Annotated in this window: 21 protein-coding genes and 1 pseudogene; 19 read left to right on the forward strand and 3 right to left on the reverse strand. The window is 63.4% G+C overall.

Features of this window, described 5'->3' with window-relative positions; translation table 11 throughout:
- Positions 1–27 precede the first annotated feature (27 nt).
- A complete protein-coding gene (locus VCS63_RS28615) occupies positions 28–1,521 on the reverse strand; it encodes a M81 family metallopeptidase (protein ID WP_323881787.1) in 1,494 nt (497 codons plus the stop codon).
- Between the two features lie 38 nt (positions 1,522–1,559).
- The gene (locus tag VCS63_RS28620) at positions 1,560–2,549 is read right to left on the reverse strand and encodes a Bug family tripartite tricarboxylate transporter substrate binding protein (protein ID WP_042792866.1); all 990 of its coding nucleotides are present in this window, start codon (positions 2,547–2,549) and stop codon (positions 1,560–1,562) included.
- Between the two features lie 166 nt (positions 2,550–2,715).
- On the opposite strand from VCS63_RS28620, the gene VCS63_RS28625 reads away from it, so the two are divergent.
- Together VCS63_RS28625 and VCS63_RS28630 are read left to right on the forward strand one after the other, a co-directional pair.
- The gene (locus tag VCS63_RS28625) at positions 2,716–3,741 is read left to right on the forward strand and encodes a LysR family transcriptional regulator (RefSeq protein WP_323881790.1); all 1,026 of its coding nucleotides are present in this window, start codon (positions 2,716–2,718) and stop codon (positions 3,739–3,741) included.
- 70 nt (positions 3,742–3,811) lie between these two features.
- A complete protein-coding gene (locus VCS63_RS28630; RefSeq protein WP_063639640.1) occupies positions 3,812–4,405 on the forward strand; it encodes a YSC84-related protein in 594 nt (197 codons plus the stop codon).
- 15 nt (positions 4,406–4,420) lie between these two features.
- Here VCS63_RS28630 and VCS63_RS28635 read toward each other — a convergent pair whose 3' ends face one another.
- Positions 4,421–5,353: a LysR family transcriptional regulator gene (locus tag VCS63_RS28635; protein ID WP_164794964.1), complete on the reverse strand. Its 933-nt coding sequence runs from the start codon at positions 5,351–5,353 to the stop codon at positions 4,421–4,423.
- A 181-nt stretch (positions 5,354–5,534) separates the two neighbouring features.
- On the opposite strand from VCS63_RS28635, the pseudogene VCS63_RS28640 reads away from it, so the two are divergent.
- From VCS63_RS28640 to VCS63_RS28720, 17 genes and pseudogenes are all read left to right on the forward strand, one after another.
- Positions 5,535–5,657: pseudogene (locus VCS63_RS28640) on the forward strand (zinc ribbon domain-containing protein); the annotation flags it as partial.
- A 6-nt stretch (positions 5,658–5,663) separates the two neighbouring features.
- Complete coding sequence (locus VCS63_RS28645) at positions 5,664–5,909, forward strand: Zn-ribbon domain-containing OB-fold protein (protein ID WP_313378168.1); 246 nt, start codon at positions 5,664–5,666, stop codon at positions 5,907–5,909.
- Entirely contained in the window at positions 5,906–7,078 is a 1,173-nt protein-coding gene (locus VCS63_RS28650; protein ID WP_164794966.1) for a thiolase, read from the forward strand. Before VCS63_RS28645 ends, VCS63_RS28650 begins: the two co-directional genes overlap by 4 nt.
- Positions 7,079–7,139: 61 nt before the next feature.
- Positions 7,140–7,829 carry a 3-oxoacid CoA-transferase subunit A gene (locus tag VCS63_RS28655; protein ID WP_164794967.1) on the forward strand — a complete coding sequence of 230 codons (690 nt, stop codon included), beginning with the start codon at positions 7,140–7,142 and terminating at the stop codon, positions 7,827–7,829.
- On the forward strand, positions 7,816–8,484 hold the full coding sequence (locus VCS63_RS28660; protein ID WP_164794968.1) for a 3-oxoacid CoA-transferase subunit B: 669 nt from the start codon (positions 7,816–7,818) through the stop codon (positions 8,482–8,484). The genes VCS63_RS28655 and VCS63_RS28660 overlap by 14 nt, the downstream gene beginning before the upstream one ends.
- Positions 8,485–8,513: 29 nt before the next feature.
- Positions 8,514–10,058: an acyl-CoA carboxylase subunit beta gene (locus VCS63_RS28665; RefSeq protein WP_323881793.1), complete on the forward strand. Its 1,545-nt coding sequence runs from the start codon at positions 8,514–8,516 to the stop codon at positions 10,056–10,058.
- Positions 10,059–10,068: 10 nt separating this feature from the next.
- The gene (locus VCS63_RS28670) at positions 10,069–11,436 is read left to right on the forward strand and encodes an acetyl-CoA carboxylase biotin carboxylase subunit (protein WP_323881794.1); all 1,368 of its coding nucleotides are present in this window, start codon (positions 10,069–10,071) and stop codon (positions 11,434–11,436) included.
- Positions 11,433–11,645, forward strand: a complete 213-nt coding sequence (locus tag VCS63_RS28675; RefSeq protein WP_063962073.1) for an acetyl-CoA carboxylase biotin carboxyl carrier protein subunit — start codon at positions 11,433–11,435, stop codon at positions 11,643–11,645. Before VCS63_RS28670 ends, VCS63_RS28675 begins: the two co-directional genes overlap by 4 nt.
- Positions 11,646–11,686: 41 nt before the next feature.
- Positions 11,687–12,712, forward strand: coding sequence for a tripartite tricarboxylate transporter substrate binding protein (locus tag VCS63_RS28680; RefSeq protein ID WP_323881797.1), 1,026 nt, complete (start codon positions 11,687–11,689; stop codon positions 12,710–12,712).
- Positions 12,713–12,771: 59 nt separating this feature from the next.
- Complete coding sequence (locus VCS63_RS28685; RefSeq protein ID WP_164794971.1) at positions 12,772–13,692, forward strand: SDR family NAD(P)-dependent oxidoreductase; 921 nt, start codon at positions 12,772–12,774, stop codon at positions 13,690–13,692.
- A gap of 50 nt (positions 13,693–13,742) precedes the next feature.
- Positions 13,743–14,591 carry a MaoC/PaaZ C-terminal domain-containing protein gene (locus VCS63_RS28690; RefSeq protein ID WP_323881799.1) on the forward strand — a complete coding sequence of 283 codons (849 nt, stop codon included), beginning with the start codon at positions 13,743–13,745 and terminating at the stop codon, positions 14,589–14,591.
- 346 nt (positions 14,592–14,937) lie between these two features.
- Positions 14,938–15,204 (forward strand): hypothetical protein, encoded by a 267-nt coding sequence (locus VCS63_RS28695; protein ID WP_042792867.1) that lies wholly within the window; start codon positions 14,938–14,940, stop codon positions 15,202–15,204.
- Complete coding sequence (locus VCS63_RS28700) at positions 15,201–16,619, forward strand: pilus assembly protein TadG-related protein (protein WP_323881802.1); 1,419 nt, start codon at positions 15,201–15,203, stop codon at positions 16,617–16,619. Before VCS63_RS28695 ends, VCS63_RS28700 begins: the two co-directional genes overlap by 4 nt.
- A complete protein-coding gene (locus tag VCS63_RS28705) occupies positions 16,616–17,227 on the forward strand; it encodes a TadE/TadG family type IV pilus assembly protein (protein ID WP_104653346.1) in 612 nt (203 codons plus the stop codon). The genes VCS63_RS28700 and VCS63_RS28705 overlap by 4 nt, the downstream gene beginning before the upstream one ends.
- Positions 17,224–18,015 (forward strand): hypothetical protein, encoded by a 792-nt coding sequence (locus tag VCS63_RS28710; protein ID WP_323881805.1) that lies wholly within the window; start codon positions 17,224–17,226, stop codon positions 18,013–18,015. Before VCS63_RS28705 ends, VCS63_RS28710 begins: the two co-directional genes overlap by 4 nt.
- Positions 18,012–18,863, forward strand: coding sequence for a Flp pilus assembly protein CpaB (gene cpaB, locus VCS63_RS28715; RefSeq protein ID WP_278485208.1), 852 nt, complete (start codon positions 18,012–18,014; stop codon positions 18,861–18,863). The genes VCS63_RS28710 and cpaB overlap by 4 nt, the downstream gene beginning before the upstream one ends.
- Positions 18,860–20,230, forward strand: a complete 1,371-nt coding sequence (locus VCS63_RS28720; protein ID WP_175202330.1) for a type II and III secretion system protein family protein — start codon at positions 18,860–18,862, stop codon at positions 20,228–20,230. Before cpaB ends, VCS63_RS28720 begins: the two co-directional genes overlap by 4 nt.
- Positions 20,231–20,233: the final 3 nt, after the last annotated feature.

A 20,233-nucleotide genomic window follows, 5' to 3' on the forward strand; every position in this document is an offset into this window, starting at 1 on the left:
ATATGAGTGTGAGCGGGAAATCCGGTGTCAGATAGTCATTTCGGGATCGAACGGATATATCGGACGGCGTAGATTGTTGAAGGGGAACTGTTCCAGATCGGCGCTCGCCACTCCCGGTCCCGCGACGAGTATGACCTCCTTGGCGATGGGTTCAAAGCTAGCCCTGAAGTGCTGGCGAGATTTGATCAGTACATACTTGTGTCGGGCCGGGTCGATGCCGGCATGCGTGAACACCCCGGTATCAAATGGCTCCTGTGGTTTTTCGCTGATGACCACAAGCGCACTGCCTGTATCGAGCACGGCCGTGCGGCCCAGAGTGACGAGCATGCCTGTGTGCATGGGACCGAAGACCCGGTGTTGTCCGTCCGTGATGCACCGCACGCGCCCCGTCAAACGCAGAGGCTGGCCGCTGATGCCCAGCGCGGGCACATCTGTCTTGCCGCCCACATCGACCGTGATTGAACTGCCCACACCCGCGTCGACCATTGCGGCTACGGCGGCGGGGTCCCAGAATGGGCCAGCTACCACGTCCTGCAATCCTTGGTGCAAAACCTCGCGCAAGACAGTCATGTCGTCCGTTGATCCGCCTGCACCGCAATTGTCGCCATGGTCCGCCATCACAATCGGGCCTGCTTTGGCCGAGAGCGCTCGAGCAATCGATTTTTCCATGGGTTCCGCATGGAACCTGAAATCGGCGCGGCGCGCCCAGGCTTCGGAACAGAGCTCATCGAGAACCCGTTGGGCTGCGTTCAGGTGATTGGTGTCGGCCACCACGACAACCGTGAGGCCGGCATGAGCCGTGTCGCCGTATGGGAAGCCGCCAAATACCGAAGCATTGAGAATTTCGCCGTCGCTTTCCGCTTGCCGCGCGCGGTCCATGATGTCTTTCATGGGTTGCGCCAGTGGAGTTTGACGCAGGGTATGCGTCAGCATGGGAAGGCTGCGCCAGATCATCGCAGGCGTAACCTCGCCACGAAGCGCAGCCATGAGCGTGCGGGCGGCGCGCTCGCCCGTCTCGTAAATGTCGATGTGAGGGTACGTGCGATAGCCCGTAACGACGGTCGCGTTTTCGATCAGCGCCGAGCTGAAATTGGCATGAAAATCGAGTGCGACCGCAATAGGGACGTCCGGCGCCACGGCCCGGATCCGCTTTAACAATTCTCCTTCGGCGTCGGAGTAGTGGTCGGAAATCATGGCGCCGTGCAGATCCAGCAATACCGCATCGCAGCCTTGCCGGACGGAATCGACGATGGCCGTGGCGATGTGTTCGAATGCTGCGCTTGTCACCAGGCCGCTAGGCATGGCGTATGCCATCAAGGGCATGACGAATTCGTGTCCTTGCGCCCTGGCCAGATCGATGAATGCGGCCGCCGCGCTATTGGTTCCTTGGCATGCCTGGATTGCGTCGTTGCCGTATAGCGGCCCCGAACTCCCGCCGCCCCGGTTGAACGACGAGAGCGGGGTGGGATTGGGAGAGAATGAGTTGGTTTCATGGCGTACCAGCGCAATGACGAAACGCATGGATAGGGCTCCAGTGGAACGGTTTAGCGGGTTTGGGGTCAGTTGCCGTCGAGGTCGATGTTCTTGGCGATGCTCCCGTAGCGGGCGGTTTCGGCCTGGATGCGTTGGCGGCTTTCTTCCGGTGGCGTCAGGACCGGCAGGTATGTGAAAACCTTCAGCCGATTCAGAAAATCCGGTTCCAGTACGCTGGCGCGTACTTCCTGGTATAGCCGGTCGACGATGGCAGGGGGTGTGCCAGCCTTTACCGCCAGCGATATGTGCGCGCGTACCGTTAACGCGGCTGCGCTGTTCGGCTCTTGAGCCGGGATGCCGGGAAACGCCGGAATGGGCGTGTCCTGCAGAATGGCGAGCGGCTTGACCTTGCCTTCTTCTGCCAGATTACGGGATGCCCCGATGGGGTCGACCTTGGCGTCAAGACGTCCGCCGATCAGGTCCACCGTACCTTGCTCGGGCGCCCGATAAGGGACGATCGCGAAATCCAGTTCGTTGCGACGCCGCCAGTCCGCGAGCCCCAGATGGGCAGCACCGCCCACCACATTTACGCCGATGGAGACCTTGCCAGGATGGCTTTTGATGTACGCCTTCAAGTCCTCGAGATTGCCAAGATCCTTCCGCTCGGGCCGGGTGATGATCCAGTGAGGCTGCGTGCTGACCACGGTGACGAGAGTCAAGTCACGCTCGGGATCGTAGGTAAGGTCTTTGATTACGTGGGGATTGATGCTGAGCGCCGTGTCGCTGGCCAGCAAAAGTGAATAGCCGTCTGCCGCGCCAGACAACACACTCTTCACAGCAGGGACATTCGCACCGCCGGCAATGTTCTCTACGACGAGTTTCTGGCCTAGTCTGGTTCCGAGTTTTTCAGCCAATGCCCGGCCTATCGCGTCGACGGACCCGCCACTGGTGTAAGGAACGATGATGCGCAACGGCGCCTTGGGCCAATCGGTACCCGCAGCCACGCAGGCTGTCGTCAATGCAGCGCACGCCAAGATGCCGCAGGCATATTTCAGAAAGGGAATCGCGTTCGCCATCGCTCGAACTCCTTGGTGTCGCAGACTGGGACTGCGTCGGAAATGAATGTGTCGTGATGGCACTATAGAAGCGAAGAATGGAAACAAATAGCGAATTAAAAGAAGTTAATATTTACCTGATGGTTAATATAAAAAGCGCTATGACGCAGTGCTCTAAGTAGTGGACATGCCAGACCCTCATTCCCCAAGCGGGCAAGAATCCGCGCACCTGATACTGTCGCGCCTGAAGCTGCGCCACTTGCGCATCATTGGAGCCTTGGGCGAAGTGCAAACGGCTGCGGCGGTGGCCAGGCGTTTCCATGTCAGTCCTGCCGCCATCTCGAAGTCCCTGGCCGAGATCGAGGCCATTGTGGACGCGCCATTATGGGAAGGCCGGGGCCGCCGAGGCCTGGCGCTGACCGATCTCGGCCGCGAGATGGCGAACCATGCGACCGTGTTGCTGGTGCAGCTGGAGCGCCTGGCAGAGTCCATGAGCGCAATCCAGAAAGGGGGCAAAGGGGAACTGCGTTTGGCGAGCCGGACCCTGTCCGTGCATCCGCTGCTGTGCCATGCGCTTGCCACCTTCAATACGGACAGGCCGGGGGTGACGGTACGCATGGTGGAGGGGGGCATCGTCGAACTGATCGAGCAGCTCGTCGATGGCTCGCTGGACATTTTGTTTACCTATGCAGACCCGCGTTTGGACCTGGCCAGCCTGTCCACGGTGCGCATCTTGCCGGCACAGAAGGTTGTCGTCATTGCCAGCAGAGATCACCCGCTGCTGGCTCGCCGGAGAATCACGGCCGATATGCTTGCAAGGCAGCGGTGGTGCATCCCGAACGCAGGATCCCGCATCTTCCATCTGCTGCAGACCGCGCTGCACCATTTGGGCGTTGCGCTACCTTCGGAGGGCGTGCACACCAGCGATGTATCCGTCACGGCCAGCTTGCTGCAGGCGGGCGACTATCTGGCGGTCTTCCCGGAGGGCATTGCCGAGCAGCTGTGCACCGCGAAGGTTGCGAGGCGGGTGCGTTTCGACCTGGGCGGCCAAGTTGAACCGGTGGTCGCGGTTTGGAACAAGCAAGTCACCGCTCGTCCTGCGGCACAGTTGTTTCGACAATTGGTGGTCGATTGCGCCAATTCCGGGTCCGAATTTCTCAAGGCGCCCCTGCTGGGCGCCCGCGCGGTTACAGCGCCCCGTCAAAAAAGGTAGGATTGCAACTCCCATTTGGACGGCTCCGGGCTGCCTGGAGCATTAACAAGAAGCAAGAATGGAGCGCCACATGCCTGATCTGTTTTCGAAGTTGCGCCGGCCCGGCGTTGCCGCCGCCGTGCTTAGCGTAGCTAGCCTGATGTTCTCAGGTTGCACCACCACCACCGCCCAATCCTCGGCCACGGCCGCGGAAAAGAAACAGGAGCTGGATGCTGCGGCGGACGCCACCTTGTCCAAGCTCTATCAATCCTCGTCGCAGGCCAAGCAACTGGTGGAGCGCGCGCGCGGGGTGCTGGTGTTTCCGGGTGTGTTGAGCGCGAGTTTCATCGTGGGGGCGCAGCATGGCACTGGCGTGCTGCGGGTGGGCGGGTCGGATACCGGCTACTACAGCATCACCGGCGGCTCCATCGGCCTGCAGGCCGGCGCGCAGTCCAAAGCGATGGTGGTGTTGTTCATGACCGATGGCGCGCTGGCCAAGTTCCGGGCCAGCAGCGGCTGGACGGTGGGCGCGGACGCGACTGTCGCGGTGGCCAACGTGGGCGTGAACGGCAGCATCGATACTTACACTGCCCAGCAGCCCATCGTGGGTTTCGTCCTGAACAATGGAGGCCTCATGGCCGGGGTATCGGTGGACGGGAGCAAGATCTCGCCGCTGCTGCTGTAAGCGGCGAACGCCGCCTCACAGGCCCATGGCCTTTTCCCAGGGCAAATGGGGCGGCAGGGCCTCGCTCATCGCATCCACGAAGGCACGGATGCGCGGCGACAGGTGCCGGTTCGGCAGATAGACCAACTGGACCGGCGTCCCAGGCGCCATCCAGTCGGTCAGTATCAGTTTGAGGCGTCCGTCCTGCACGGCGGACTCCGCGATGAAGCTGGCCATGCGGGCAACGCCCGCGCCGGCCACCACGGCGTCCAGGATGGCCTCCGGATGGTTCACGTTCAAGTTGCCCGCGGGCGTGATCGTGTAGCGTTCGTCGTCTTTCTGAAAATCCCATTCGTGATATCGCCCGGTCTGCCACTGGACATAGGCCAGGCAATTGTGTCGTTCCAGCTCGGCGGGCGTGGCTGGCGTGCCGTGGGCCGCGAGATAGGCAGGGCTGGCGCACGTGACGTAGCGCAGCCGGGACAAGGTCTTGGCAATAACGCGCGAATCCGCCGTGACGCCGATCCGTATGGTGGCGTCCAGCCCTTCTTCGGCCAGGTTGGGTACGCGGTCGCTGAAATCTGCGTTGATCGATAGCTCTGGATAGCGGGCGGTCAGCGACAGCAGCGCGGGCATGATGACTTTCCTGCCCAGTCCTACCGGCGCATGCACGCGCAGTTTGCCGCGGGGGATTACGCTGGCTCCGGTTACCTCGGCCTCGGCGGCTTCCACTTCCAGAAGGATGTGCCGGCAACGCTTAAGCAGCAATTCTCCATCGTCAGTCAGCGAGAGGTTGCGAGTGGTCCGGTTGAGCAGCTTTACGCCCAGCTTGGCCTCAAGCAGCGTGACGCTCTTGCTCACCGACGCCGTTGAAATGTCGAGCCGGTGCGCTGCGGCCGTGAAGCTGCCGCTATCCGCGACCCGCACGAAATTCAGGACATGTTTTAGATGGTCTATCAGGATGTACATGGCGATCGGGCTGATGGGGCCACGCCATCTTAGCCATTCCTTCGCGCAAAGTTAAAGATGATTTTCCCTCTGGCCCGTTTATCCCTCGCATGCCGGTCCCTACACTGAATCGCAATGTTGGCAGGTTCAGAAGACGACACGACAGGAGGCATGGGTGGAGATCCAGAACAGCGCGCAGATAGTGGGCGGGCCTGAGCAGGTATATATCAATGGCTTGGCGGGTGGGCGGTTCCAGATGCAACGCTGCGCCGATTGCAGCCAGGCAGTGTTTTATCCCCGCTGTGTGTGCCCCCATTGCGGCGGTGCGGCATTGGAATGGTTTACGCCCACGGGCGAAGGCGTGGTGTACGCCACCACCACCGTGTATCGCGACGCGGAGCAGGGCGGCGACTACAACGTCTGTCTGGTGGACCTGCAGGAAGGCGCGCGGATGATGAGCCGGGTCGCGGAGATCTCGCCCCGGCACGTGCGTATAGGCATGCGCGTCAGCGCCCGTATCGTCGGCGAGGGCGAGGCAGCGCAAGTGGTCTTCGTGCCGTCGGGAGTAGCGGCATGACCCTGCGCGATTTGAGAGGCAAGACCGCCGTGGTCGGCGTGGGCCAGGCAGGACTGGGACAGGCCCGCGGCTATACCGAGCAGGAAGTGTTGGCGCAGGCCGCCATGGCTGCGATTTCGGATGCCGGCCTGCGCCTCAAGGACATAGACGGCATTACGACCTGCAGTTCATTGTCGACCATGTGGGCGATGTCCGTCGTCGAGTATCTCGGCATACGCCCGACCTTTCTGGACAGCACAATGATCGGCGGTTCCAGTTACGTGGCGCATCTGCTGCCGGCGATGCACGCGCTGGCGTCCGGGCAATGCAATGCGGTCCTGGTCTGCTACGGCAGCACCCAACGCACCGCAAAATTCAACCGCGCCGACCTGACGCGGGTGCGGAAATTTCTCGATCCGCAGCCGTACGAGACCCCATACGACCCGCCCTTGCCGGTGGCGGCCTACGCGTTGGCCGCGAATCGTCACATGCACCAGTACGGCACTACGCGCAAGCAATTGTCGGAAGTCGCCGTGGCCGCACGGAAATGGGCGCAATTGAATCCTGACGCCACCATGCGCGAGCCGCTGTCTCTGGAGCAGGTCGAGGGGGCGCGTCCCGTGTGCGAGCCCTTTACGGTTCGTGACTGCTGCATGGTCAGCGACGGCGCCGGCGCCTTCGTGCTGACGCGCTCGGACCGGGCCCGCGACTGTGCCAAGAAGCCGATATACGTGATGGGCAACGCGACCGCGGTGTGGAACCGGCAGGTTTCGTCCATGCACGACCTGACGGTGACAGCGGCACTGGAATCGGGGAAGCGTTGCTATGAGATGGCCGGCGTATCCGCGAAGGACATGGACCTGGCCATGTTGTACGACGCCTTCACCATCAACACCATCCTGTTCCTGGAAGACCTGGGGTTCTGCCGCAAGGGCGAGGGCGGCGCTTTCGTGGACGACGGTGCGATCGCGCCAGGCGGGCGGCTGGCGGTCAACACCAACGGCGGTGGCCTGTCCTGCGTGCATCCCGGCATGTACGGCGTGTTTCTCATGGTGGAGGCCGTCAGGCAGTTGCGGGGAGAGTGCGGAGACCGTCAGTTAAGGGATCCGAATCTGGCCCTGGTGCATGGCAACGGCGGCACTTTGTCCAGCCAGTCCACCGCGATCCTGAGCGCCTTGCCGACGCTGTAATCGTCCGAAAAAAGTAGGCGGCGGATACGGAGCGACCGTGGTCGCCGCCATGGGGTGAACAATGTTGAACAAGATCGTACCTTCCCTGGAGAAGGCCGTGGCAGACGTGGCGGATGGGGCCACGCTGCTGATCGGCGGATTCGGCGCATCCGGCGTGCCGACGGAACTGCTGCAGGCGCTGCTGGAGACGGGCGCCCGCGAACTGACCATCGTCAACAACAACGCCGGCAATGGCGAGCGGGGTTTGAGCCAACTGATCCGTGCGGGCAGGGTGCGCAAAGTGATCTGCTCCTTCGCCCGTTCCTCCAATCCCAAAAAGCCCAACGCCGCCGCGTTCGGTGAATGGTACGCGGCGGGCAGGATCGAGCTGGAGGTAGTGCCGCAAGGCACGCTGGCGGAACGCTTGCGCGCTGCTGGCGCGGGCATGGGGCCATTCTTTACGCCCACTGCCTATGGAACGCGGCTGGCGCAAGGCAAGGAGACGCGCTCCATCAATGGTCGCGGCTATGTGTTGGAAGAGCCGCTCCCGGGCGATGTGGCCTTCGTAAAGGCCCAGTATGGAGACAGCGCAGGCAATCTGACCTATCGCTACGCCAGCCGTAATTTCGGGCCGGTGATGTGCATGGCCGCGCGGCTGGCGGTGGCCCAGGTTGACCGGGTGGTGCCTCTGGGAGAGCTGGCGCCAGAGCAGGTCATGACGCCCGGAATTTTCGTTCAACGCATCGTCGAGTGCCCCAATGAGCATCAATAGCTTGTCGCGAGCGCGCATGGCGCAGATCGTCGCCGACGATATTCCGCCCGCTTCCTACGTCAATCTAGGCATCGGCATGCCGACGTCCGTAGCCGATTACCTGAAGCCCGAGCGCGGCGTGGTTCTGCATAGCGAAAACGGCATCCTGGGCATGAAGGGCCTGCCGCCCGGGGCCGAGGTCGATCTCGATCTGCTCAACGCCAGCAAGGATCCGGTCGCGCTGGACATCGGGGCTTCGATCACCGACCACGTGGTGTCCTTCTCGATGATGCGGGGCGGCCATATCGACCTCACCGTGCTGGGCGCCTTCCAGGTGTCTGCGGAAGGCGATCTGGCCAACTGGGATACGGGGCGCGAAGACTCGATTCCGGCGGTGGGCGGGGCCATGGATTTAGTGGCCGGCGCGAAGCGCATCTTCGTGATGATGCAGCACGTGGACCGGGACGGCCGGCCAAAGATCGTGCCTGAATGCACCTACCCCCTTACCGGCAAGGCCGTGGTCGACCGCATTTACAGCGATCTGGCAATCCTGGACATCACGCCGAACGGGCTGTATGTGCGGGCGATGGTGCGGGGCCTGGATTTCGCCGCGCTGCAGGCGCGGACCGCGGTGGACTTGAAGCTGGATGACGCGTGGATCGAACTGGCGCCCTGAACACAGGGGGGCCGTCATTGGAGGAAGTAATGAGCTGGACGCAGGAGTTGGACGAACTGGCACGCCGCAAGGAGTATTCCCTGCGCATGGGAGGCGTGGAAAAAGTGAAGCGTCAGCATGACGCCGGCAAGCTGGACATCCGTCAGCGGATTGAACGGTTGGTCGACGGCGGCTCGTTCGTCGAGGTGGGAGGATTGGCCGGCAGCGGCGAATATGACGAACAAGGCCGCCTGGTCCACGTGGTGCCCTCGAATGTGATCATGGGGCGCGCGGCGCTGGAAAGGAAAGACGTCGTGATCGTGGGCGACGACTTCACCGTGCGCGGCGGTGCGAACGATGGCGCCGTCGGCGACAAGATGATGTTCGCCGAGCAGATGGCGTATGACCTGCGTATTCCGCTGGTGCGCCTGATCGATGGCACGGGCGGGGGCGGTTCCGTCAAGAACATCGAGAAGATGGGATACGCGTTGCTGCCGAAGATGAAAATCTGGGCCTATGTGGCGCGAAACCTCATGCAGGTCCCAGTGGTGTCGCTGGCTCTCGGGTCCGTGGCAGGCCAGGGCGCCGCGCGCGTGGCGGGCAGCCACTATTCCGTCATGGTCAAGGACACTTCTCAGCTGTTTATCGCGGGCCCGCCTGTGGTCGCCAAGATCGGTCAGAACCTGGGCAAGAACGAGCTCGGAGGAAGCGCCATCCACACGCGCAATGGCGTGGTGGACGACGAGGTGAACTCCGAGGATGAGGCCTTCGCGGCGGCGAGGCGCTTTCTGTCGTATCTGCCCGCGTCCGTGCACGACCTTGCGCCCAGGGGGGAGACCCCGGTAGTGGCGGCTGAACAGGAATGGCTGCGGACGGCCATTCCAAAGGACACGCGCAAGGTATACAAGATCCGCCCAATACTGGAAACCCTGTTCGATCCGGGCAGCTTGTTCGAGATCGGCCGGCATTGGGGGAAGGCGATCGTGGGCGGACTTGCCCGGGTGGATGGCTGGCCGGTGCTGTTCGTCGCTAGCAATCCGTATCACTATGGCGGCGGCTGGGACCGGCACACTGCCGAGAAATTCACCCGCCTGGTGGATCTGGCCGAAACCTTCCATCTGCCCGTGGTCAATCTGGTGGACATCGCGGGTTTCCAGATTGGCCTGGAAGCCGAGAAGGACGGGGTGATGCGTGCCGGCGTGAGGGCGCTGACGGCGGTCTCGCAGTCGACCGTGCCGTGGTTCTCCCTGATCATGCGGCGTGCCTTTGGCGTGGCGGCGGGAGGGCATCAGAACTCCAGCCGCTTCAACTTTCGCTATGCCTGGCCATCGGCTCAATGGGGTTCGCTGCCGATCGAGGGCGGGCTGGAAGTGGCGTACCGGTCCGAGATCGAGGCGGCCGCCGACCCGCAAGCCAAGCGTGCGGAGATCGAGGAAAGAGTACGTGCCTTGACGTCCCCCTTCCGCAGCGCGGAGGCCTTTGTCATCGAGGACATCATCGATCCGGCCGGCACGCGGGCGCGATTGGTCGAGTTTGCCAATCTGGCGGCGCCGCTGCGCCAGCCCGGCAAGGTGACTACCGGATACAGGCCTTGAGGGAACACTGATGAAGAAAATCCTGATTGCCAACCGCGGAGCCGCCGCCGCGCGCATCCTGCGCGCCGTGAAGGCGCTGGGCCTGCAGTCCGTGGCGGTGTACTCCGAAGCCGATGCCGACCTCCCGTACGTACGCCAGGCTGATGAGAGCTTCTGCATCGGTCCCGCACCGGCGCGGGCCAGCTATCTCAACCAGGACCTGCTGCTTGAAGTCATGGCGCGTTGCAGTGCCGACGCGCTGCATCCAGGCTACGGATTCTTGTCCGAGAACGCAGAGTTCGCGCGCAGGGTCGAAGCGGCTGGGCGTTGCTTCATTGGACCTTCACCCAAGTGGATCGCCGCGCTAGGCAACAAGGCGAGCGCGCGCGAGCTGATGCAACGGCATGGCCTGCAGGCGGGCGGCAGCACGGGCATCCTGCCCCGGGACGACAAGGCGGCGGTACACCGGGCCGCCGATGCGCTCGGGTATCCCGTCCTGATCAAGCCCGCGGGCGGCGGCGGGGGCATAGGGATGATCCCCGTCTACGATCCTCAGTCATTGTCCGACTGCTGGGATCGCGCGAGCGTCATGGCCGAAAAGGCGTTCGCCTATCCCTCCCTGTACCTGGAGCGATTCGTGCCGTCGCCGCGGCATATCGAATTCCAGTTCCTGGCGGACAGGTTTGGCAATGTCCTGTCCCTGTACGAACGGGACTGCTCTACCCAGCGCAGATACCAGAAAGTGATCGAGGAAGCGCCGGCGCCCGCCATCGACCGCGAGGTCGTGGCCCACATGGCGCGACGGCTGTCGGCGATCCTGGGGGAGATCGGCTACGACGTCATCGGGACGGTGGAGATGCTCTACACGCCGGAAAGCGGTTTTTCCTTTCTTGAAGTCAACACGCGCCTGCAGGTTGAGCACGCTATTTCCGAAGCGGTCACCGGCGTGGACATCGTGCAGGCGCAGATCCGTCTGGCCGCGGGCGAAAAGCTGTCCTCGGTAGTTGGCGCCCAGCCCGCCTTGGCGGGGCATGCGATCGAGGCGCGCGTTTATGCCGAGGATCCGGTGCGCTTCCTGCCTTCGCCCGGTGTCTTGCAGACGTTTGAACTGCCGCGGCCTCGTCCAGGCCTGCGGGTAGAGACTGGCTACGCGCAGGGCAACCGGGTTTCCAGCCACTACGACCCCATGGTGGCGAAAGTCATTGCGCTTGCGGCCGATCGCGACACCGCCATTCGCGATTTGCGCGGCGCGCTTGGCGACATGCGGGTAGAGGGCATCAAGACCAACATTCCCATGATTCTGCAGGTGCTCGCGTCGCAGCAGTTCCAGGCCGGGGCAATGACCGTCGACGGCCTGCAGGAAGTGATTTCAACCGAGTCGGTAAAGGAGCTGGCATGAAAAAAATAGTCTCCAACGTGGCGGGCCGCGTGGTCGCGTGTTGTGTGGAGGAGGGCGCGCAGATTCAGACGGGCGATGAGGCGTTCAAGGTCGAATCCATGAAGATGGAAATCCCCGTTGAATGCGAGGCGGCGGGCCGTATCGCCAAGGTTCTCGTGGCGGTAGGCGATGAAGTGGAGGAAGGGCAGGATCTTGCGTTGCTGGATTGAGGCGGATCGCCTCGGAATCTAAACAAAAAAGCGAGGAGACAATGTTCAAGACAATCAAAAAAGACGCGTGCGCAGCGCACGCGCACAAGCGTTCCGTGAAGGTGCTGGCGCTGTTGGGGTTGGCTGCCTTGCTGACGGCCGGCCCGGCCGGCGCGCAGACCGCGCAGGGCTTTCCCAACAAGCCGGTGACCATAAATGTTCCGTTCTCGGCGGGAGGCACGACCGATATTCTGGCGCGCGTGATCGGCCAGCGCCTGAGCGAGCGCTGGGGCGTTTCCGTGGTGGTCGAGAACAAGCCTGGCGCGGGCGGCAACATCGGCACCGCACAGGTGGCACGTGCCGCGCCGGACGGTTACACGCTGGTAATGGGCACGATCGGCACGCACGCGATCAACCCCAGTCTCTACAAATCCATGCCCTACGACGCCATCAAGGATTTCGCCCCGATCACGCGTACCGCCATGGTGCCGAATGCCCTCGTGGTTCCCAAGAACGCGCCGTACGACTCCGTGAAGGAGCTGATCGCCTATGGCCGCGCTCATCCGGGGAAACTCACTTTCGGCTCTTCCGGCCATGGGAGCACGCTGCATATGTCCGGCGAGACTTTCAAGATGATGACCGGGGTCGACATGGTGCACGTGCCCTACAAGGGCAGCACGCCCGCGGTGACGGATCTGCTGGGCGGCCAGATCTCGATGATTTTCGACAACCTGCCCTCGGCGTTGCCGCACATCAAGGCGGGCCGGCTGAAGGTGCTGGCCGTGACCTCGGCCCAGCGCAGCGATCAGTTGCCCGACGTGCCAACCGTGGCCGAGGCCGGCGTTCCCGGCTACGAGGTGGTGTCGTGGTTCGGCTTGTGGGCTCCCGCCAGGACGCCGGAAAACATCGTGGCGGAAATCAACAAGCAGGTGGTCGCCATCATTCAGACCCCCGACATGCAAAAGCAGATCCGGGATCAGGGCGCGGTGCCCAATCCCGATTCACCCGCCGAGTTCGCCGCTTTCATCGGCAGCGAAGGCCGGAAGTGGGCCGAGGTAGTGCGTCGCGCCAACGTGACGACCGAGTAAATCGACTGTACCGGGCCTGCCGGAGGACGCCGGCAGGCTCGCTTTTAGGAGGCACAGGCATGGAACGCATGATGGAAGGCAAGGTGGTGGTGGTGACCGGCGCGGGCGGAGGCATCGGCCGCGAAGTGGCCTTGCAGCTGGCGGCCGAGGGCGCCAAGGTGGTGGTCAACGACATTGGAGTCGCGCTTAACGGCGACGATCTGTCCTCGGCGGAGGCGCCCGCGGACGCCGTCGTCGCCGAGATACGCGCCGCCGGGGGCGAGGCCGTCGCCAATTTCGATTCGGTCGCGACGCATGCGACCGCCAACGCCATTGTCCAGTGCGCCATGGACCAATTCGGGCGCATCGACGGCGTGGTCAATAACGCAGGCAACCTGCGTGATCGTTCCTTTCACAAGATGAGCGAGGAAGAGTGGCGGACCGTCATCGCCGTGCATCTCGACGGCACGTTCTTCGTCAGCAGGGCGGCAGCCACTCACTTCCGCGAACAGGAGGGCGGCGCGATGGTGCACATGACCTCGACCTCGGGACTGATCGGCAACTATGGCCAAGCCAACTACGGGGCTGCCAAGCTGGGCATCGTGGCGCTGTCCAAAATGATCGCGCTGGATATGGGGCGCTACGGCGTGCGCTCCAACTGCATCGCTCCGTCGGCCTGGAGCCGCATGACGAGTTCCATTCCCACCGACACGCCGCAGCAGCGCGACCGCGTGGAAAAACTCAAGAAGATGGAGGCGGGCAAGATCGCGCCGATGGCCGTTTACCTGCTCAGCGACGCCGCGCGCGAGGTGAGCGGACAGATATTTGCGGTGCGTGCCAACGAAATCATGCTGATGAGCCAGCCGCGCCCTTTGCGCTCTGTGCATTTCAGCGAAGGCTGGACGCCGCAGCGCATTGCAGAGGTCGCCATCCCGGCGATGCAGAAGCACTTCTATCCCTTGGAGCGCTCACCCGAGGTGATGAGCTGGGACCCGATCTGACCCCGTGGCCAAGATCATGCAATTGTCTGCGCGACTAAGGGAGAAGCGCCATGCGCTTGAGCTATGAGCGTCTATTGAACTACGACTTGCCGGAAATCAGGCAACGTTGCACGGCGCGCGACGCCATGCTGTACGCGCTATCGGTGGGGCTGGGGCAGGATCCCGTGGATACCGCCGACCTGGCTTACGTTGGCAGGCAGCAAGATCCGCTAGTGCTGCCCTACATGGCTGTGGTGTTGGGTTATCCGGGTTTCTGGCTGAACGCGCCCGATATCGGGGCCGATACGGTGCGGCTGCTGCACGGCGAGCAGGGATTGGAAATCTTCCATCCCATTCCTGTCGCCGGTGAGCTGATAGGCAAGACCCGCGTCGTCGAGGCCGTCGACAAAGGCGAAAAGGGATTGTTGCTTTACTCCGAAAAAACACTGACGGATGCCAGCACGGGGCGACTCATCGCCAGGACGTCCGCGACCCACGTGCTCAGGGGCGATGGCGGCATGGCCAATGCCGGCAAGCAGGCGCGTCCCGCGCACGCCATGCCGAGCGGTTCGCCGGACTGGACGATACAGGCCCATACCCGGCCGGAGCAGGCGCTGGTGTATCGGCTCAACGGCGACTACAACCCGCTGCATAGCGACCCCCAGGTCGCCCAGGCGGCTGGATTTCCCCGTCCCATACTGCATGGGTTGTGCTCGTTTGGCCTGGTGTCGCATGCAGTCGCCAGACGGTTGCAGCCTGCGGCGCCTGGGGCGGTGCGTTCCGTATCGCTGCGTTTTTCGGGACCGATGTATCCCGGCGAGACGTTGAGCGTGGAAGTCTGGCGGGACGGGTCTTTCAGGGCGAAGGTGGTGGAGCGCGACGCGATCGTCATCGACAATGGGATCTTGCGCATCGCATAGCGGGCGATGCGCATTTGCGGCATTTGCGCGCTGCAAAATGGAAGAGCGCCCCAGCTCAAGGTGAGTCTGAGGCGCTCCTGCCTGGCTTCGCACGCGATGGGTGTCAGACAGCCCGGCAACTCAAATCTACTGCTGCGCCATAGGCTGGGCAATAGGGAAAACCCTTGAATATTAAAGGGTTACAAGATTCTGGTGCGGCCTGCACCGAGTCCCGCCATCACCGCCTAATGAAGGCAGCCAGCAGTCAACCGGCCAGCCACGACTTTATCCGCCTCGGTATCCGCGAATTGTGACGCCATCGTCAGACGCAGACACTGAAGCCTCTTCACAATGCCGGAGAGCGGATATGTCAGGGTTTAAGAAGCGTCAGTTGGGGCAGGGCATGACGGAATACATCGTGGTCGTGGCCTTGGTTGCGGTGGCAGCCATCGCGGTATATCAATACTTCGGCCAGGTGGTGCGGTCGCAGACCGCCGCCATGGCGCGCGAACTCGCGGGCGAGGATGGCGGCGCGCAGAACCGCGCGGCGCAGCAGGCGGCGCAAAAGGCGGCGGCGCAAACCAAGGCCCGTTCGCTCAAGTCCTTTACCGGCAACGCCGCGGACGCCAAGTGACGTCGCCGCATTGCGCACGGCTGGTCCATCAGCGGGGCCAGGCGCTGGTCCTGGGCCTGCTGATGGTAGCGGCGGGAGGCATATCCCTGGTCGTCCTGTACAACTTGGGGCAAACCGTCGGATCGCGGCAGCAGCTGACTCACGCCGCGGATGCGGCGGCGTATAGCGGAGCGTTGGCGCAGGCTCGTGCGCTGAATGCCTTGGCCTATATCAATCGGACGCAGATCGCGCATCAGGTCGCCATGGCGCATCTGGTCACGTTGGGGGCGTCCGCCCAGTTCGCCCGCGCGATGCAGTCGCAGCGCAACCGCGGCAATCCGCCAGCGGGCCTGATCGCCATGCTGTTCGGCCCCGATATGGGCTTGGCCTATCAAGCGGCCAGGGCGGTGCCGAACGCCGAACAGCGGCTGGCGGAAGCGTTTGGCGAGCATGACAGAGTGGTCCGCCAGGTCCTCGACGCGACGGCGGCATTGGCGGTTGCCGGCCTGCCCGCTTCGCGCGACCGCATCATGAACAAAGTATTGTCCGCCAATCTTTCCGACGGCATCCAGGTCCGGGGTGCGGGTAGCGCACGTTTCAATGGATCGAATCTGCAATGGTTGACGGATGGTTGGCCGGGCTATGTGGCGCGTCGGCTGGCCACGCGCGACGCGGGTCTGCGACCTGCCGTCGAGCAGGCCGCGGACCGCTATGGGTTTCTCAAGCGCCGCAACGTCACACGCCGCAATCCGTGGATGGTCCGTCCTTTTTGCCCTCTGCATCGGCACGAGTTGCGGCGCCGGGGCTCGACTTGGTTGGGACCAGACGGACGTTGGGGGGCGCTCGACACCCAGTCCTATCACGCGCTTCGCTTTAATCGCTGGCGGGGTTGCTACTTCCGTGAGTACGCCATGGGCTGGGGCACGGCCCAGGGCCAGAAAATCAAGGCGCCTGATGGCCTGGAGTACGTGGAAGAGCCACCCCTGGATTTTTCCGAGCAGGACTTCTGGCGCTGGGTAGAGCAGTCCACCAGCTGGGATTTGCTTGGCGACGCAAGCAATCGCCTTGCCAATTCATATGCCATGGCTGCAGCGCAGCGTTGGCCGGGACGCGGCCTGCCGGCCTATCGTGAAATTGCCTTGTCGCGCAGTGGCGATCCCCTGCGCTTTGCGGTGGCGGTTAGGCTTGCTGGTTCAGTCTTGAAAACCACCGATGCCAATAGCGATGTCCGTGCGCCGCTGGGCAAATTCGCTTATGCCGCACTTGGCCGGACGGGCGCAGTCACCGTGACTTCCGCGGCCGAAACCTACTATGCGCGACCGGAACGCCGCAACGACGGCCTTGATGAACTCGGCACGCTCTTTCGACCCTATTGGCACGCGCGCGTGTCCGCGGTAACCGCCGCCGAGACGGCGCAGGCAAGGAGGACCCCATGACGGTGGCTCTGACTCGGCAGCAGGGCCAGGCGATGGTCGAAGCGTTGCTGATACTGCCTCTTTTGGCCCTCTTGTTGTGGGGGGTGACCTGGATCGGAGGCCTGCAGTTTGCTGGGCAGGAAATGGCGCAGGCCAGCCGCAAGGCGGTGATGGCGAGCGCCATGGGGCAACCTATGCATGACTTGCCCAAGGAAACGCGCGCGACCCTGTCGGGCGGGGCTAGCTTGTTGCACGGTATCGCTTTGCCGCAGGTCGCCGCTTTACAGGACGAATGGTTCGGCGAGCACCTGAGGTTGCTGTCGGTGACGGCAAGCACGGCGCGCCGCGACCCCGTGGCTGGTCCGCGTATTGCTCGCCAGACGTACGTGGCAAGCGGTGCGGGCTATGCGCACGGCGATGCCGACGCCCAGCGCCGCATTGGCAAAGCGCCTACACCCTGGGGGAAAGCGGTAAGCGCCTCGCTGGCGCAGGCCCGCCGCTTGAAGCCCGTCGTTGATCGGATTGACGGTCCTTGGGGTAGGCCAGGGTTGTCGCTGGATTGGGTGTCTGTCTGGGCAGACGTGGTGCCTATGGATCGGCTGGCCATCCGCAAGGGGAAAGACAAATGACGCGACTTTGTTCTTCGGCATTGCCGGCCGGCTTGGGCGCAGCGTGGGGTGGCAGTTGGCGCAGTCCGGTAGTGGCGCGCGTATTTCGACTGTTGCTGGCTGGCGCGCTGGCCGTGGCGGCAGTAGGAGGGCGCAGTATCGCTGCCGCTCAGGATCTGGCGGCTGGTGGTCAGGAAGCAGGATCTTCCAGCAGGCGAAAGCCTGGTATCGCCTCGTTGGAGGCCCTGCGCTTTCCTGTGGGATCACGGCGTGGGCTACTGGCGGACGGCATATGGCTGCACGGCGTCCCCGCGCGTGTACTGATATTCGACACACCGCTCAGCACGCCCGAACTGATCCGCTATCTGTCTGCCCAGCAACCCGCTCTGACCGACCTCAATGTGTTGTCCGGCCAGGCGATCCTGTCTGGCCGAGTGGGGCAGGAACGGTGGGTCATCCAGATGGAAGGTCTGGGCGCGCGCCGGACAGCGGGCAGCATTTCGGCGGTCAATCTGCTGGCTTCACACGGCACCCCGGTACCCGATTGGCTCCCGGCGGGCAGTCGGCTCAGGCTGGATGTGGCCATGATGGAGGACGGCGTTCGCTTCTCCGAGAGCATCTGGCAATACGTTTTGCCGCCGGAACAATTGGCCCCATTGCTGGAGGATCGCCTGATCCAGAGCGGTTGGCATCGTCTGCCGGCGTCCGACGAAGAGCATTGGTGGACGCGGGGAAAGACGCGCATGCGGCTGTCGCTGGTGCCCCTGGAGGGCGGCAGCGGGCTTCTGGTCAGCGGAAGAGCGCCATGATGAACAGGATGAGTCATGTCTTGCAGCGCTTGCGCAGGACCGGTGTATACGCGATTGCGCTGGCCGCAGGCCTGGTGTCGGCCTGGGCTGTGCGGGAGCATGTGCAGCAACGCGTCCAAGCGCTGGAAGCCGAGGCGCGCATGCCCATGGTCAGCCGGCTGGTCGCGGCATATGACCTGCCTGCGGGCACGCAGCTCGAAGAGGTGCATCTGGCCGTGCGCGAGATCCCAGAACAATGGACTTCGAGGGCCAGCATCGATCCTCTGGATCTTTCCAGTCTGCTCGGCGCCACTTTGCTGGCCGACGTCGCCAATGGCGAAGCCTTGCTGCGCGGCCATCTGACGTTCACTGCTCCCGCTCCAGCGCTGGCTTCGCGCCTGCATAGCGGGCAGCGTGCCTTGACCGTGGCGGCGGCCGATTTGGGCGGCCTGGCCGACGTACTGCGTGCCGGCGATGCCATCGACATCTATGTCAGTTTCGCGCATCGCCAGCGGGAACTGACGGTACCCCTATTGCAGGGCATGCGGGTGCTGATGGTGGGCAGCGAGCCGGAAGGCGAAAGCAAGGGTGGCAGCATCACCCTCGCTGCAACGCCGGATGAAGCCATGCGCTTCGTGGCGGCTCGGCAAAGCGGAGTGCTGACCGCGATGCTACGTCATCGGGATGATGCCGCGGTCGTTAGCGGCGCCGCGCAAAGCGACCTTGCCTCGCTGATCGGGCTGGAGCCGGAACCCCGCGTTTTACCGGGCGTGAGCATCGTCTACGGAGACCGCTTGGATTCCCGGCTGGACGAAGGCATATCGAATTTGGCGGCTGTTCAGGCAGGAACCAACAAGGAGCAGCCATGAGGCAGGTCATAGTCAGCTTGTTCGCCTTGGCGTTAGGCCTGGTCAGCGAGGCAACGTGGCCGGCGGATCAGGTAATCGAACTTCAGGTGGGCGAAACACATGTCTTGTCGCATCCCGGAGTCAAGCGCGTGGCGATAGGCAATAGCCAGGTGATTGGCGCCATCGAGGCCGAAGGGCGAGAGGTCGTCGTGTTTGCTCGTGCCGAGGGAGTCTCGTCCATGCATGTCTGGACGAACCGTGGTCTCGCCAAAGCCTATGAGCTGAGAGTCGTCCCGGCTGGAGCACCGCGTTTACGGGCTGAGGTCGAGGCCTTGCTTGCGCGCATTCCGGGGGCGCGCAGCACCGAAGTGGGCGGCCGCATCCTGATAGAAGGCAATGACCTTTCCGACGATGATCGCTTGCGTATCGCTGCCCTGGCGGATCGCTATCCGACCGTACTGGACTTTACCGGGCAAGTGGGTTGGGACCACATGGTGCAGTTGGATGTCCAGGTGGTAGAGATTCCCACCTCCAGGTTGAGAGAGCTTGGAGTGAATTGGGGCACGACGACCCAAGGCGGCATCAACGCCGGACTGGCCTGGGATGCGGGGTCCTTGGGGCGCATGCGCCGCCCCGGAGAAGAAGTCATAGAGACCCTGGGCTCGGCGTCGGCGGCGGCGGGCTACTTCGGCGTGAATGCCCTGTTGTCGTCGCGTATCGCATTGCTGGCTCAGAGCGGCGAGGCCGTCATGCTGGCCCAGCCTCAATTGCTGGCGCGCAGCGGCGCCAGCGCCACGTTCCTGGCCGGTGGCGAAGTCCCTTACTCGTCGACCGATGCGCGTGGCAATGCCACGACGCTGTTCAAACCTTATGGCGTCATGCTCAAGATCACTCCGCGCATCGATCGCAGCGGAGTCATCCGGTCCTTGATCGAGGTGGAGGCAAGTTCCGTGGATACGGCGCTTAGCGTTCCCGGCGGGCCGGCGTTGCGCACGCGCCGCGCTTCCACCGAATTCAACGTCCGGTCGGGAGATACCTTGGTTATCGGCGGCTTCTTGTCCCGGGAACGGGATGAGGGAACCAGTGGCCTTCCTTGGCTGCAGGACATGCCCATTCTGGGCGCCTTGTTCTCGTCGCGCCGCTACCAGTTGCGTGAAACCGAGCTCGCGATTTTCGTGACCCCCAAGGTCATTGCGCAGGCCGAGCCCGCCATGGCGGAACGTGTGCAACGGGGGCGGGAAGTCCTGGAAGCCGCTTTCCCATTGCCGCCTCGCCTGGGGACCGCCGTGCCAACCGCGGGCGGTTGGAATACCCATTCGGGCGCGGGTTCGCAATGGAGCGCTCGCCGTACCGATGCTCCGCACTCTCTAACGGAAACGAGGCCATGATCG

It is taken from the genome of Achromobacter sp. D10, assembly GCF_035282245.1.
Lineage (GTDB): Bacteria > Pseudomonadota > Gammaproteobacteria > Burkholderiales > Burkholderiaceae_B > Achromobacter > Achromobacter insolitus.